This is a genomic window from Actinoplanes sp. M2I2 (assembly GCF_023544445.1).
Lineage (GTDB): Bacteria > Actinomycetota > Actinomycetes > Mycobacteriales > Micromonosporaceae > Actinoplanes.
Genome location: NZ_JALPVJ010000010.1, coordinates 71,622 through 86,309, shown reverse-complemented (window position 1 = coordinate 86,309; position 14,688 = coordinate 71,622). Strand labels below are relative to the sequence as shown.

The window sequence follows — 14,688 nt, the reverse complement described above, 5'->3', positions numbered from 1 at the left end:
TCGTTGTCCACAGCCCTTTTCGTCCGGGCCCGAGTTGTCCACAGGCCTCAGCCGGCCAGTTGCGACTCCGGCTCGGCGGCGGCATCGTCTGGTACGCCCTTCGGCGACGGACGCAGGACGGCCACCGCGACCACCGCTGCTACGACTCCGCCGACGAGACCGATCAGAGAGGTTGATGCGATCGCCGAGACGAACGAATCCTGCGCGGCCCGGGCGAGCGCCGCATCACCGGTCGCCGTCGCGATCCGCAGCGCCTCGCCGATCGAGTCGCGGGCCTGGTCGGCCGCGTCGGTGGGCATGGCCGCGCGATAGGTGGCGGTGAGCACGCTGCCGAGCACGGCAACGCTCAGCGCGGTGCCGACCTGCTGCACGGTGTCGTTCACCGCCGAGCCGACGCCGACCCGCTCGGGCGGAAGCGCGCTCATCAGCGTGCCGTAGGCGGCCGGCCCGGCTGTGCCGCTGCCCATGCCCATGACGACGAGGGCGAACGCCAGCTTGAGATAGCCGTCTCCCGGAGAGAGCGAGGTGAGGATCCCGAAGCCGCCGGCCATGAGCAGCAGCCCGGCGGCCAGGGCCGTACGGGTGCCGAATCTCTTGTCGACGACGACGCCCACGCCGTTGAAGACCATGGCGGTGACGATCATCGGAATGAAGGCCGTGCCGGCTTTCAGGGGTTCGTAGCCGAGCACGAACTGGAGGTACTGCGTCAGCGCGACCAGCACCCCGCCCGCGGAGAACGAGAGGAGGACGATCGAGAGGCTGGCGCCCGCGAAGTTGCGGTTGCGGAAGAGCTTGAGTGGCAGCATCGGCTCGGCGACTTTGCGCTCCCACAGGGCGAAGGCGGTGAGTCCGAGGGCCGCGACGACGAAACCGCCGAGGGTGGAGATCGAGCTCCAGCCGTCCTGGGCCGACGAGATCACGGCCCAGACCAGGGCGGTCATGCCGATCATCGACAACAGCGCGCCGAGGAGGTCGGGCCGGCTCGCCGTGCCGCGGGACTCGGGGATGACGGCCAGCGCGGCGAGGATGCCGAGGATCGCGATCGGCACGTTGAGCAGGAAGATCGAGCCCCACCAGAAGTGCTCGAGGAGCAGGCCGCCGAGGCTGGGCCCGCCCAGCGCGCCGAGCATGAGCACCGAGCTCCAGATGGCGATGGCCTTCTTGCGCTCGTCCTCGGCGAAGACCGTGGTGAGGATCGAGAGGGTGCCCGGCATGAGGAACGCGGCCCCGACCCCCATCAGGCCGCGTGCGGCGATGAGCTGCTCCGGGGTCCGGCAGAGGGTCGCCAGCACCGAGGCGCCGCCAAAGACGACCAGGCCGATGACCAGTCCGCGGCGACGGCCGTGGCGGTCCGACAGGCTGCCCGCCGTGAGCAGCAGGCCGGCGAAGACCAGGATGTACGCGTCGATGATCCACTGAATCTGGGCGGTGCTCGCGCCGAGGTCGCGGATGAGCGACGGGATCGCGATGTTCAGCACCATGTTGTCGACGACGACCACCAGCAGGCTCAGACACAGCACACCGAGGATCAACCAACGCCGAGGGTTGCGCTCCGTCATGACGGCCTCTCTCGTACGGTGTTCGATTGGCTCGCACACCGTACCAGTGGGCTCGAACACTGTGCGAGTGGCTTTAGGATGGGCAGGTCGAGAGGAATGTGCATGCCGCCGAGGTCCGACTCGTTCACCGGCTCCGTCTGGTTGCGCCCACCGCGTGCCCAGACCGGCCAGCCGACCCTGAGCCGTGAGCAGATCGTCCGCGCGGCGATGGAGTTGCTCGACGCCGAGGGCCCGGCCGGGCTCAGCATGCGCCGGCTGGGCACCAAGCTCGGCTCGGGGGCGACGTCGCTCTACTGGCATGTGGCCAACAAGGACGAGCTGCTCGAGCTGGCCGTCGACGAGGTGCTCGGCGAGATCTACGTGCCCGAGCCGGGTGACACCGGCTGGCGGATCGGCGCCTCGATCAGCGCCAACGGGATGCGGTCGGCGCTGCTCCGGCACCCGTGGGCGATCGGCCTGCTCGGTCTGCATCCCACCATCGGGCCCAACGCGATGCGTCTCGGTGAGCGGTTGGTGGCGCTCTTCATCGCGGCGGGCTTCCGAGGCATGGCGTTGTCACACGCGACCGCGGTGCTCAACTCACACGCGATCGGGGCGGCCACGTCCGAGTCGGCGATCAAGTCGGCCCTCAAGCGCACCGGCCAGACATACGAGCAGATCGCCGAGGACGTCGAGCCCTACCTGCAGCGGCTCGCCTCGGACAACCCCAACTACGAGAAGTGGCGCCAGGAGACCGGCCCGATGCCCAACGACCCCGATCAGGTGCTGGAAGAGACGTACGCCTTCGGCCTGGAACGCCTGCTCGACGGCCTGGAGCTCTGGCTGGAAAACAACACCGGCAAGCCGTCCGGCCCCTGAGCCGAGGGCGCAACAGCCACGGACACGACCGGCCGCCGACGTGGCGTCGGCGGCCGGGTGTTCGGGGTCTGGGCGGGCTGATCAGTGGGTCTGGTGGTGGCCGTCTTCGCTGCGGTTGCCGTCCTCGCCGAGGCTGCCGTGCCGCGGGCCGGGCTGCTGGTAGCTCACCTTGTCGGGCGGCAGCGGGAACGTCTGATCGCCGAACGGGGACGGGCCGCCCGGGTTGGGCAGGGTCACTTCGGTGACGTCCATGCGGCCGTCCTCGCGGACCGGCGGGTTCTCCGGCAGGCGATTGGTCGTGTAGGGCGCGCCCTTGGCCACGTCGGTGACGCCGACCGAGGTGCTCGGCGCCATCGACTCGCCGTCGGAGCCGTTGAGCTGGTCGCGGCGGAAGATCTTGCGGCCGAGCCAGACCAGCGGGTCGTAGCGGCGGTCGACCACGCGTTCCTTCATCGGGATGATCGCGTTGTCGGTGATCTTGATGTGCTCGGGGCAGACCTCGGTGCAGCACTTGGTGATGTTGCACAAGCCCATGCCCTGGTGAGCCTGCGCGTACTCCTTGCGGTCCTCACGGTCGTCGAGCGGGTGCATGTCGAGCTCGGCGGCCCGGATGAAGGAGCGCGGGCCGGAGAACGCCGCCTTGTTGTCCTCGTGGTCGCGTACGACATGGCACGTGTTCTGGCAGAGGAAGCACTCGATGCACTTGCGGAACTCCTGGCTCCGCTCGACGTCGATCTGCTGCATCCGGTAGTCACCCGGCGCCACCCCGGGGGGCGGCGCGAAGGCCGGTGTCTCGCGCGCCTTGTCGTAGTTGAACGACACGTCGGTGACGAGATCGCGGATGACCGGGAAGGTGCGCAGCGGCGTGATTGTGACCGTCTCGTCCTCTTCGAACGTCGACATGCGGGTCATGCAACCCAGCCGCGGCTTGCCGTTGATCTCCATCGAGCACGAGCCGCACTTGCCGGCCTTACAGTTCCACCGGCACGCGAGATCGGGGGTCTGCGTCGCCTGCAGCCGGTGGATGATGTCGAGCACGACCTCGCCGTCGTTGACCTCGACATCGAAATCCTGGATGTCGCCGCCGGCCGAGTCGCCCCGCCAGACGCGGAAGTGGCGCTTGGTGCCCATTACTTCGCCTCCGTCTTGCTCTGCCCGTCGGTGCGGACGCCGGGGATGCGGGCGTCGCCCTTCGGGCCCTCGATCGCGTCGAACTGGGACAGCTCGTCCTCGGTCAGGTATTTCGACAGCTCGGTGCGCTCGAACAGCTGGATCAGCTCGTCGCGCATGCGGGGCAGCGACTTGCGCTCGAGGTGCACGTCGCCCGAGCGGTCCAGCGAGCAGACCAGGTTGACCAGCCGCCACTGCGGGTTCATCTGCGGGAAGTCCTCGCGGGTGTGACCGCCGCGGGACTCCTCACGCTCGAGCGCCGCCTTGGCCGTGCACTCCGAGACGATCAGCATGTTGCGCAGGTCGAGCGCAAGGTGCCAGCCCGGGTTGTAACGGCGGCCACCGGCCGCGCCGACCTGGGCGACGCGCGCCTTGAGCTCCTGGAGCCGCTTGAGCGCGTCGGTCAGCTCGCTCTCGCGCCGGATGATGCCGACCAGGTCGCCCATCACCGCCTGGAGATCCTGCTGCAGGGTGTACGGGTTTTCGCCGCCCTGCCTCTCCAGCGGCGCGAGCGCCGTGAGCACCGCAGCCTCCACGTCGGACGTGTCGACCTTGGGCCGCTTGGGCAGCGACTCGGCATACGCGGCGGCGTGCTCACCGGCGCGCTTGCCGAACACCAGCAGGTCGGACAGCGAGTTGCCGCCGAGACGGTTGGAGCCGTGCATGCCGCCGGACACCTCGCCCGCGGCGAACAGGCCCTCGACCGAGCCCATCGCGGCCGCGCTGTCGGGCTCGACCTCGACGCCGCCCATCACGTAGTGACAGGTCGGTCCGACCTCCATCGGCTCCTTGGTGATGTCGACATCGGCCAGCTCCTTGAACTGGTGATACATCGACGGGAGCCGCCGGGTGATGGTCTCGGCCGGCATCCGGGTGGACACGTCGAGGTAGACGCCGCCGGCCGGGGTGCCGCGCCCGGCCTTGACCTCGGAGTTGATCGCCCGGGCGACCTCGTCACGAGGCAGCAGCTCGGGTGGGCGGCGGTTGTTGTCGGCGTCGTTGTACCACCGGTCGGCCTCCTCCTCGGTGTCCGCGTACTGCTTGCGGAACACGTCGGGGACGTAGTCGAACATGAAGCGCTTGCCCTCGCTGTTGCGCAGCACGCCACCGTCGCCCCGGACCGACTCGGTGACCAGGATGCCCTTGACGCTGGGCGGCCAGACCATGCCGGTCGGGTGGAACTGGAGGAACTCCATGTTGATCAGCGTCGCGCCGGCTCGCAGCGCGAGGGCGTGGCCGTCGCCGGTGTACTCCCACGAATTCGACGTGACCTTGTAGCTGCGGCCGACACCGCCGGTCGCCAGGATCACGGCGGGCGCCTCGAGCAGCAGGAACTCGCCCGACTCGCGGTAGTAGCCGAAGGCGCCGGCCACCCGGTTGCCGTCGAGCAGCAGCTCGGTGATCGTGGTCTCGGAGAAGACCCGGATGCGCGCGTCGTAGTTGCCGGTCTCGGCGAAGTCCTCCTGCTGCAGCGAGACGATCTTCTGCTGCAGGGTGCGGATCAGCTCGAGGCCGGTGCGGTCGCCGACGTGCGCCAGCCGGGGGTACTCGTGGCCGCCGAAGTTCCGCTGGGAGATCTTGCCGTCCTTCGTACGGTCGAAGAGCGCGCCGTACGTCTCCAGCTCCCAGATGCGTTCCGGGGCTTCCTTGGCGTGCAGCTCGGCCATGCGGAAGTTGTTGAGGAACTTGCCGCCGCGCATGGTGTCGCGGAAGTGGACCATCCAGTTGTCGCGCGAGTTGACGTTGCCCATGGCCGCCGCGGCGCCGCCCTCGGCCATCACCGTGTGGGCCTTGCCGAACAGCGATTTCGAGATGATGGCGGTGCGCTTGCCGGCCAGCCGGGCCTCGATCGCCGCGCGCAGCCCGGCGCCGCCGGCCCCGATCACGACGACGTCGTAGTGGTGTCGTTCGATCCTTGCAGTGCTCATGTGTGCGCCGCCCCCTAGCCGACGAACCGAAGATCGGAGAACCAGCCGGCGGACACGGCCATGACGTAGAAGTCGGTCAGCGCCAGGGTGCCCAGGGTGATCCAGGCCAGCTGCATGTGGCGGACGTTCAGCTTCGACACGAAGGTCCAGACGCGGTAGCGCACGGGGTGCTTGGAGAAGTGCTTGAGGCGGCCGCCGGCGATGTGGCGGCACGAGTGGCAGGACAACGTGTACAGCCAGAGCATGACCACGTTGCCGACCAGAATGATGTTGCCTAGCCCGAAGCCGAACGAGTCGCCGCTGCGGAACGCGATGATCGCGTCGTAGGTGTTGATCAGCGAGATGATCACGGCGGCGTAGAAGGCGTAGCGGTGAGCGTTCTGGAAGATCAGCGGGAACCGCGTCTCGCCGGTGTATTTCTCGTGGCCGTCGGGAACCGCGCAGGCCGGCGGGGAGAGCCAGAAGGCCCGGTAGTAGGCCTTGCGGTAGTAGTAGCAGGTCAACCGGAAGAGCAGTAGGAACGGCAGGGTGAAGGCGGCCTCGGGCAGCAGCCAGAAGCTCGGCAGCGGCGTGCCGAACAGGGCCGAGCCTTCCACGCACCGGTCGGTCAGACACGGCGAGTAGAACGGTGTGAGGTAGTGGTAGGCCTCCACGAAATACCACTTGTGCATGAAGACGCGAACGGTCGCGTAGGCGACCCATGCCCCCAGCCCGACGAAGGTGATGAGTGGGGCTAGCCACCACCGGTCGGTGCGCAGCGTCTTGGCCGTGATCGCCGCGCGTGGTCGATCGGGACCGGAGGGTCCCACGCCCGGCCTCGTTGCCGTCGTCGTCATTCGATCTCCTGACGTGCCAAAGTGACCCGGCCGGCGAGCGAGGGGGAGCCCGGCAGCCGCCATGCTTGCGTGATGTGGGGCACACGTTACGCCGAGGGCCGGACACTTTCGCGCCGAGGGATGGGGTCTGGATCACAAATCTCGACCCCCATCACATCGACACGCTCCCACGTATTAATGGATCTTGCGCCGCCTGATCCGAAACGGACGGTCGGGCGGCGGCCGGACAAGACGCCGGGGCGCCCCCTCGTGTCGGCCGCCGAGCGGTGGTCAGGGCCGGTCAGAGGTCCGGAGCGGCCAGGCGGCGGATGGGGCCGGCGCAGGGCGCGGGGGACCAGTCGACCAGGTCGCCGGCGAGAGGCTCGTCGTCCACGTTCCGCGGCGGGACGTAGAAGGCCGGCGTCCGCGCTTTCGCCTGACGGTCGAGCGCGTCCGCGTAGACGGCCCGGGCGTCCAGGAGCTGCCGCCAGCCGTCCTGGGCGCGGGCCTCGTTGATCTCGCCGACGTAGATTCGGACAGCCGCGTTCTCGTCGCGGATCGCCACGGCCCGAGCGGGCGGAGCGGGCGCGGCGCCGGGCGGGTTCAGGCGGTTGAGGCGGCGTTCGAGTTCGAGGCAGCTCTGGTCGCGTATCTCCCGCGTCTCGCGGGCCTCGGAGGCGCTGTCCTTGACGTCGGAGACGGCGTCGACGACGGCGAGCGCCCCGGCGCAGAGCGCGATCACCACGAGCGCCGCCCCGATCGAGATGCCCGCCACGAACCATTGGCGCCGGCGCCGCTGCCGCCCGGCGGGCGCCCCCGACGCATCGCCGACGCCGGCCAGCCGCTGCCACGCCGGCCTGGACCCACCGGGGCCACCGGCGGCCGCCGTTCCCGGGCCGTTGCGGCCGGAAGCAGAACTGTCCCCGCCGGCGGAAGCAGAGGCCGCACCGGCACCGGCCGAGCCTGCGCCGGCGGTCGAGTCGATGTCGGAGCTGTCACCCGGACCGCTGTCGGCCGGCCCGGCGCCGATCGAAGCGAAGGGCGGACTCCCCGGCTCGGCCGGGACGGCCGCCGGACGGTCCGGAGGGGAGCCGGTCGGCCGGAACACGGGCGAGCCGGCACGATCGGATCTGGGCAGACGCGCGGTGGCGTCGTCGTCCTCGTCAGGGTCGCGCCGCATGTCGCTCACCGGCCCAGTGAAGCACGCCGGTCAATGCGCCGCCGGTCGATGGGAACGGGTGGGCCGGGCCGGTCAGCCGGAGGCGTTGCCGGTCAGGTTCCAGCTGGCCAGATGCAGGGCGGGAGCCGCGTACCGCGTGCCGGACCAGCGGTCGGGCAGCAGCACCGACTCGCCTCCGATGCCCAGCACCCTGCCCACGCCGAGGGCCTGCGGGTAGGACTGGGTGAAGCGCATGTTGCCGACCGCCGCGGTCACCTCGCCGTTCTCCACCAGCCAGACGCCGTTGCGGGTCAGCCCGGTGATGACCAGCGCCTTCTGGTCGAGGACGCGGGTGTACCAGAGGTCGGTGATCAGCAGGCCGCGTTTCATGCGGGCCACGAGCGGGCTCGCCGACGCGGCCGCGGGGCCGATCGGGTCGGTGGCCGGCAGGGTGCCGGCCGGGGAGGCTTCCAGGCGCAGATGGGTCGGATAGGGCCCCCACGTGCGGGAGGCGCCCGAAGCGTGGCCCGTCGACACCGCCCCGGCCTCGGCGGCCGACGTGCGGTCGTGGGCCACCGCCTTGGTCACGCCCTCGCGCACGAGCACCAGCGACTCGCGCGGTGTGCCCTCGTCGTCGAACGGCAGACCCGGCGCGTGCTCGTCACGGCTGCCCAGCGGCTCGTCGACCAGGGTCACCGAAGGGTCGAACTGTTCGGCGCCGAGCTCGGCGAACGACTGTTTCTGGGCGTACGCCTTGCCGTTGAACCCGAACACCGCGAAGTTGTCGAGCAGGTCGGCGACCGCCTCGGGCTCGAGCACCACCTCGTAGCGGCCGGGCGGCAACTCGACCGGGCTCTGCCCGGCCCGCGCCTTGGCGGCCGCCCGGGCGCCGAGCGCCGCCCCGTCGAGATCGGCCAGCCGGCCGCCGGCCAACCGGGCCACGCCGTCGGCGCCGGACAGCCGGGCGATGCCGTCCATCGCCGCCTCGGCCGTACGCCCCTCGGCCGCCTGCCCGGCCGTGTTGGCGAAAGCCGCGGACGTGTACGTCGTACGGCAGAAGCCGGCCGTCTCGAGACCGTCGGCTGCCCGGACGAAGTCGCGGACGCGCTCGGCCCGCTCGGCCGGGGTCGCGCGGGCGGTCGCCTCGTCGAAGCCGAAGTCGAGCCGGGAGTGCTCGCCCGAGCCGTGATAGCCGGCCGAATGGTGCAGCGGGCTGGGCGGCGTGAGACCGGGCCAGGTGACGTCGGGCGGGCTCAGCCGGGCCGCCGCGACCGTACGCTCGACCAGCCCGCGGAGCCCGTCGGCGTCGACGACCGTGGTGGCGCCGGATGCCGTCCGGCCGTCGAGGTGCAATCTCAGGCCGACGGTCGTGACCGCGCTCGCCACGTTCTGATGGATCATCGAGACGGCGAACCGGGTCAGTGCCTCGGCGTCGTGCCGCACCATGACCTCGGCCTCGGCGGACTGCCCGGCCGCCCGCCGCACCAGCTCGACGACCCGGGCGGCGAGCTCGAGCTCCGCCCCGGGCCGGATGGACTCGAGACTCATCCCCGCACCCCCACGCGTACGTCGGTGAACCTGGCCGGAGCGGCCGGATGGCCGGTGTGACCGACCTGGCCGGGCTGGCCCTTGCCGCAGTTGGGCGTGCCCCAGGCGATGGACTCGGAGGAGAGCATGTCCATCGACTGCCAGAACTTGGGGCCGATGCCGGTGTAGGTCGGGTTGCGCAGCATGCGGCCGAGCTTGCCGTTCTTGATCTCGTAGCCGATCTCGCAGCCGAACTGGAAGTTGAGCCGCCGGTCGTCGATCGACCAGGACCGGTTGATGTCCATGAAGACGCCGTCGTCGGTGTTGGCGATGATCTCGTCGAGCGTGTGCGGCCCCGGCTCGAGGCCCACATTGGTCATCCGGACCATCGGCAGCCGGGCCCAGCCGTCGGAGCGCACGCTGCCCGCGTAGTCGAGCCCGGCCACGGCGGCCGAGTCACGCCCGGCCAGCACGCCCACCCAGATGCCGTCGCGCACCGCGTCGCGCTTGGTGGCCGGGGTGCCCTCGTCGTCGTAACCGAAGCTGCCCAGCGCGCCCGGGAGACCGGGGTCGATGGTGATGTTCATCAGGTCGGAGCCGTAGCGCAGCGAGCCCAGCTGGGCCAGGTCGAGCCAGCTGGTGCCGGCGAAGGCCGCCTCCCAGCCGAGAATGCGGTCGAGCTCGATGGCATGGCCGACCGACTCGTGGATCTGCAACGCGAGCTGCTCGCCGCCGAGCACCAGGGTGGTCTCGCCGGTGGGGCAGAGCGGCGCGGTGAGCAGGGCACGCGCCTCCTCGGCCATGCGGGGCGCGTGGCCGACCAGATCGAGGCTGTCGACGAGCTCCCAGCCGCTCGTGCCGTACTGCCCCCGGTGCGACGGCCAGGACCGGCGCTGGATCTCGCCGTCGCCGAAGGCGCTGGCCGTGACGCCGGCGCCGCACTCCCGCAGGTGCTGATCGATGCGATGGCCCTCGCTCGACACGAACCACTTGCGGGTGTCCCAGATCTGGTAGATGCCCTCGGCCAGGTCGGCGCCGGCCTCCTTGGCGGCGGCCGTGGCCATCACGAGCAGGTCGCCCTTGACCGAGGGCGAGACCCCCAGCGGGTCGACCTCGCAGGCGCTGGCCCAGCTGGCCTCGACCGCCGTGCTGGGCACCAGCTCGATCGGCGGGCCCGGCACTGTCGCGCTGGCCAGGGCGATCTGGGCCGCGCGCCGCCCGGCGGCCCGGGCGGCCGAGTCGGAGAGGTCGGGAACGGCGTAGAAGCCCCAGCTCGACCCGACGAGGGCCCGCACGCCCAGGCCGGCGCTCTCACCGGAACCCAGCTCCTCGACGTCACCGTCGCGCGCGGTCATCGACTCGGTGCGGCGCACCATGACGCGGCAGTCGGCGTAGCGCGCCCCGGCCTCCAGGGCGGCCTGCACCGCCGCCGAAGCCTCATCGAAGTGACTCATGGCCCGACCCTATGGGACGGGTACGACAATCGGCACACCCCGTGATCAACTCCGGCGGGCGACCAGAGCCTCCGGGTCGAGACGAGTGGTCACCGGCTCGGTCAGGTGGAGGACCTCACCGGGGCCGGCGGTCGAGTGTTCCTGGTAGGCGGCCCCGGCCAGTTCGTAGAGACGCAGTGTCGGGCCTCGAGGATCGACCATCAGATACCACGGGATGCCTGCCTCCGCGTAGACGTGCATCTTCAGGACTTTGTCGGTGGTCGGGTTGGACGGGGACAGAATCTCGCAGATCAGGACCACCGCCTCGGCGTCGACGAACACCACCTCCCCGACGTCGGCCGAGTAGACCGCGACGTCGGGGATGAAGAACCGGTCGGGACCGAGCCGGACGTTCACGGCCTCGTCGACCTGAACGATCGCGGGGTCCGCGTCCTTGTCCAGCGTGTTGGCGAGGTGCCGAGCCAGCCGTTGATGCTTGTTGGTGGGGTTGGCCGTCACGAGCAGGCAGCCGTCGAGAAGTTCGACCCGGGGGGAGGTCACGCCGAGGGCCAGATAGTCGTCGCCGGTCATCGGCCGGCCATCGCGGAAGACCGTCGCGTTCGCGGGCGGACGATCCGCGATGAACACCGTGGCCATGGCGTCTCCCGAGATGTCGGGGGTGAAAACCTGCCGACCAGACTAGTCTTATGACAGCTGTCGCACGACTACCGCTTCACTGTGGGCCCGAAAGGAAGGCCAGCTCCTCATCGAGGGTGGCGGCCTCGACCGATCGCAGGCCGGGGGCGGTGGCGCCGATCAGCAGCACGGCGTCGGTGGGGTCGGCGTCGTGCAGGCTGTGGTGGGCGTAGACGTCGGCCGAGTCGCGGCGGTCGCCCAGGTAGCGCTCGGCCAGCGGCGCCGGCGCGTCGTGCCAGTCGACGATCGGGTCGCGGGCCGCCGCCCGGTGGAAGACGTCCGGGCGGCGCAGCACGGCCATCGCGGCCAGCCAGCCGCCCAGTCCCGTCCCGCGGACGGCCACCGACGACAGGTCCAGGTCGGGGTGCTTGCCGACCAGGGCCTGCAGGGCGTCCGCCTGGTCGGCCAGCGACACGTCGACCAGCCGGCGGTGCACCACCTTCTCGAAGCTGGGCGCCACCCCGGGCGTGCCGCGGCCGTCGATGCTCACGACCGCGAAGCCGGCGTCGGCCCACCACTGCCTTTCCTGCCAGGCCGCCCGGTCGTTGACCACCTGCTGGTGGCCCGGCCCCTCGCCCAGCGTGACCAGGACCGGAAGCTTGGTGCCGGCGACGAAGCCGTTTGGGTAGAGGACCGCGGCGGGCAGCCGCCGGTCGGTGACCCGCTCGAAGGCCGGCTTCGGGTGGTACGGCAGCGGCGCCGACAGGTTGCCCAGCGCGGTCACCCGGGCCGTGCCACGCCACACGACGTCGTCGACGACCAGCACGTCCCCGCCGCTCGCGGCGTGATGCCAGCCGGGGTCGGCGGTGACCGGGCGCGCCTCCGCGCCGCCGCCGCCGAGCGACGTGCGTACCCGGAAGACCGATTGGGTGGCCGGGTCGCCCTGGCTTCCTTCGACGATCAGATCCGGGGCGGGGGAACCGGGGCGGGCGGCGACCCCGACCACGCGCCGCACGTACAGGCCGGGCGGGGTCAGCAGGCTGCCGTCGGCGAACAGGCACCTCGCGTCGAAGCCGTCGTGCGCCAGTTCGCCGCCGACCAGCACCCGGCCGTCGGGCAGGTGGCGGGGCGTGCCGGGCACGGGCTCGACCCAGCGGGCGTCGGCCAGCTCGGCGTGCACCTGGGTCTCCCCGGTACGCGGGTCGACCGCCAGCACCAGGCCGTGCTGCTGCATGCGGCGCAGCACGGTGATCAGCGGCCCGCCGCCGTCGGCCCAGCGCACGCTGACCACGTGCGGGTAGGTCTCGCGGTCCCAGTGCACGTCGACCCAGCCGTAGTCGAGGTCGAGCAGGTGCAGGCTGGTCGACGCGGCCGTGCGCGCGGCCAGGATCTGACTGCCGTCGGGGGACCACCACCAGCCGCGGTCGCGCCCGAACCGCAGCGCCGTCTCGTCGGGCTGGCCCCAGCCGATCGTGCCGCCGCGCTCCCGCCAGGTGTTGCCCGACTCGCCGGCGAGCAGGCGGTCGCCGTCCGGCCCGACCACGCGCAGCGACGGTGATCCACCCGTCCGGCTGAGGTAGCCGATGGTGACGCCGTCCGGACCGGGGCGCGGGTCCTCGGCGGGCTCCTCGGTCGGCACCCCGGTCACCGTGCCGCGGACCAGGTCGGCCCGGAACAGCCGGCCGTCCCGGCTGAAGGCGGCCACCCGGGCGTCGCGATCCACCGCGTACGACCGCAGGGGCCCGGCCGCGACCAGGGACTCGGTCGCCGTGGCGACGTTGAGCACCCAGAGGGAGGAGATCGGGTCCTCGGGGCCGGTGGAGCGCAGGAACACCACCCGCCGGCCGTCCGCGCCGACCGTCACCATGTGCGGAGCGCCGTGCCGGAAGTGACCTGTGCGCTCCGCGAGTCCGGGGAAGTCCACCCGGACAGCATCGCCGATCAGACCGCTCCCGCGCGCCCCAAACCGGGCACGGCGTCGCGGAAGCCGCACAATGATCCCGCGTAGAGTTGCGCGCGTGACTGACGCCCTGCCCGCCCGCCGGCTCCTGCTGGTGCACGCTCACCCGGATGACGAGGTCACCGGCACCGGCGCCACCATGGCCCACTACGCCGCCTCGGGCGCCCACGTGACGCTTGTGACCTGCACTCTCGGTGAGGAGGGGGAGATCCACGTTCCCGAGCTGGCCCAGCTCGAGGCCGCCCAGGCCGACCAGCTCGGCGGTTACCGCCTGGTCGAGCTCTCCCGTGCCTGCGCCGCGCTCGGCGTCACCGACCACCGGTTTCTCGGCGGCGCGGGCCGCTTCCGCGACTCCGGCATGATGGGCCTGCCGACCAACGACCATGAGCGCGCGTTCTGGCGGGCCGACGTCGACGCCGCCGCGGCCCTGCTCGTCGAGGTGATCCGCGAGATCCGGCCGCAGGTCATGATCACGTACGACCCGAACGGCTTCTACGGTCATCCCGACCACATCCAGGCGCACCGGGTCGCCATGCGCGCGGCCGAGCTGGCCGGGGCGGACGGGCCCCGCAAGATCTACTGGACGGCGATGCCGCTGAGCGTGCTGCGCGACGGCATGGAGGCCTTCCGCGAGCTCGCCGACAATCCGTTCGCCGATGTGCAGAAGGTCGAGGACCTGCCGTTCGGCCACCCGGACGACGAGATCGCCGCGCGGATCGACGGCACCGACCATTACCAGGAGAAGGTCGCCGCGATGAAGGCGCACGCCACGCAGATCCCCGACGACTCGTGGCTCTACGGCATCGCCGGCGACTTCGGCGGCGAGTTCATGGGCGTCGAGTACTTCACGATCGCCAAGGGGTCGCGCGGCCCGGGCGAGGGCCCGCACAACTGGGAGAGCGACCTGTTCGGCGGCCTCGACCTGGAACAGCCGGCGATATCCGACTCGGCCGCGCAATGAAGACCGACCCGGCGAAGACCGACTCGACGAAGACGGAACCGGCGAGGACCGACCCGACGAAGATCGACCCGATGACGATCGGCGACGCGGGGAACACCGCCGGGGCGCAGGCGTTCGAGCCCACCCCGGAGACGGACGAGCAGACCAGGCCACCGTGGGCGGGCTGGGACCAGGTCGTCCGGGTCGCCGGCGTCGTCGTCGCGGTCGTCGCCGCCCTGGTCACCGGCTTCCTCGAGATCCTGCTCAGCACGCTGCGGGCCGGTGACGTGGTCTCGATCTGGCGTGGCGACGCGATCGGCTCGGGCGGCGGTCCGCTGCTCTGGCTCTCCGTCGTGCTGGCCGTGGTGCTCAACTACGCGATCGCCTGGTTCTCGGTCACCACGACCCGCCGTCGCTGGTCGCTGGCCCCGCCCTGGGCCCTGTGGACGCTGATCATGCTCTTCGCCGCGGGCGTGCGCACGAGCGAGGGCGACTACCTGCTGGGCGGCGAGAACTGGGTCGCTCTCGTGACCATTCTGGCCGGGAGCCTGACCTATGCTGTCTACTCCTATCGCCTGATCTTGAAGCGCCGGCTGCCGTAAGGCGCCCCCCGACCGGTGAGGTGAGCACGTGACTTCCAGGAGCGAGGGCGCGAGGCCGGACGACACCGTCATCCTCAACGAGGCGGCGGACGGCAGCGTTG

General features: G+C 71.1%; 12 protein-coding genes. 3 read left to right on the top strand and 9 right to left on the bottom strand.

All coding sequences use genetic code 11. The features are described 5' to 3' along the window. Positions 1 to 47: 47 nt before the first annotated feature. Entirely contained in the window at positions 48 to 1,559 is a 1,512-nt protein-coding gene (locus tag HJC40_RS21490; RefSeq protein ID WP_250003064.1) for an MFS transporter, read from the bottom strand. A gap of 102 nt (positions 1,560 to 1,661) precedes the next feature. Here HJC40_RS21490 and HJC40_RS21485 point away from each other — a divergent pair, with 102 nt between their 5' ends. Beyond that, the gene (locus HJC40_RS21485; RefSeq protein WP_250003063.1) at positions 1,662 to 2,417 is read left to right on the top strand and encodes a TetR/AcrR family transcriptional regulator C-terminal domain-containing protein; all 756 of its coding nucleotides are present in this window, start codon (positions 1,662 to 1,664) and stop codon (positions 2,415 to 2,417) included. An 81-nt stretch (positions 2,418 to 2,498) separates the two neighbouring features. Here the strand turns inward: HJC40_RS21485 and HJC40_RS21480 are convergent, their stop codons facing one another. From HJC40_RS21480 to HJC40_RS21445, 8 genes are all read right to left on the bottom strand, one after another. After that, positions 2,499 to 3,548, bottom strand: a complete 1,050-nt coding sequence (locus HJC40_RS21480; protein WP_250003062.1) for a succinate dehydrogenase/fumarate reductase iron-sulfur subunit — start codon at positions 3,546 to 3,548, stop codon at positions 2,499 to 2,501. After that, on the bottom strand, positions 3,548 to 5,515 hold the full coding sequence (locus HJC40_RS21475) for a fumarate reductase/succinate dehydrogenase flavoprotein subunit (RefSeq protein WP_250003061.1): 1,968 nt from the start codon (positions 5,513 to 5,515) through the stop codon (positions 3,548 to 3,550). The genes HJC40_RS21480 and HJC40_RS21475 overlap by 1 nt, the downstream gene beginning before the upstream one ends. Before the next feature lie 14 nt (positions 5,516 to 5,529). Beyond that, positions 5,530 to 6,351, bottom strand: coding sequence for a hypothetical protein (locus HJC40_RS21470; RefSeq protein ID WP_250003060.1), 822 nt, complete (start codon positions 6,349 to 6,351; stop codon positions 5,530 to 5,532). A gap of 280 nt (positions 6,352 to 6,631) precedes the next feature. Next, positions 6,632 to 7,519, bottom strand: a complete 888-nt coding sequence (locus HJC40_RS21465) for a hypothetical protein (protein ID WP_250003059.1) — start codon at positions 7,517 to 7,519, stop codon at positions 6,632 to 6,634. 63 nt (positions 7,520 to 7,582) lie between these two features. Continuing rightward, a complete protein-coding gene (locus HJC40_RS21460) occupies positions 7,583 to 9,037 on the bottom strand; it encodes a TldD/PmbA family protein (RefSeq protein WP_250003058.1) in 1,455 nt (484 codons plus the stop codon). After that, positions 9,034 to 10,470: a TldD/PmbA family protein gene (locus HJC40_RS21455; RefSeq protein WP_250003057.1), complete on the bottom strand. Its 1,437-nt coding sequence runs from the start codon at positions 10,468 to 10,470 to the stop codon at positions 9,034 to 9,036. The genes HJC40_RS21460 and HJC40_RS21455 overlap by 4 nt, the downstream gene beginning before the upstream one ends. A 45-nt stretch (positions 10,471 to 10,515) precedes the next feature. After that, entirely contained in the window at positions 10,516 to 11,106 is a 591-nt protein-coding gene (locus HJC40_RS21450; RefSeq protein ID WP_250003056.1) for a Uma2 family endonuclease, read from the bottom strand. Between the two features lie 76 nt (positions 11,107 to 11,182). Continuing rightward, positions 11,183 to 12,952 carry a prolyl oligopeptidase family serine peptidase gene (locus tag HJC40_RS21445; RefSeq protein WP_284043566.1) on the bottom strand — a complete coding sequence of 590 codons (1,770 nt, stop codon included), beginning with the start codon at positions 12,950 to 12,952 and terminating at the stop codon, positions 11,183 to 11,185. Positions 12,953 to 13,079: 127 nt separating this feature from the next. On the opposite strand from HJC40_RS21445, the gene mshB reads away from it, so the two are divergent. Continuing rightward, the gene (gene mshB / locus HJC40_RS21440) at positions 13,080 to 14,006 is read left to right on the top strand and encodes an N-acetyl-1-D-myo-inositol-2-amino-2-deoxy-alpha-D-glucopyranoside deacetylase (RefSeq protein WP_250003054.1); all 927 of its coding nucleotides are present in this window, start codon (positions 13,080 to 13,082) and stop codon (positions 14,004 to 14,006) included. Beyond that, positions 14,003 to 14,587, top strand: coding sequence for a hypothetical protein (locus HJC40_RS21435; RefSeq protein WP_250003053.1), 585 nt, complete (start codon positions 14,003 to 14,005; stop codon positions 14,585 to 14,587). Before mshB ends, HJC40_RS21435 begins: the two co-directional genes overlap by 4 nt. Positions 14,588 to 14,688: the final 101 nt, after the last annotated feature.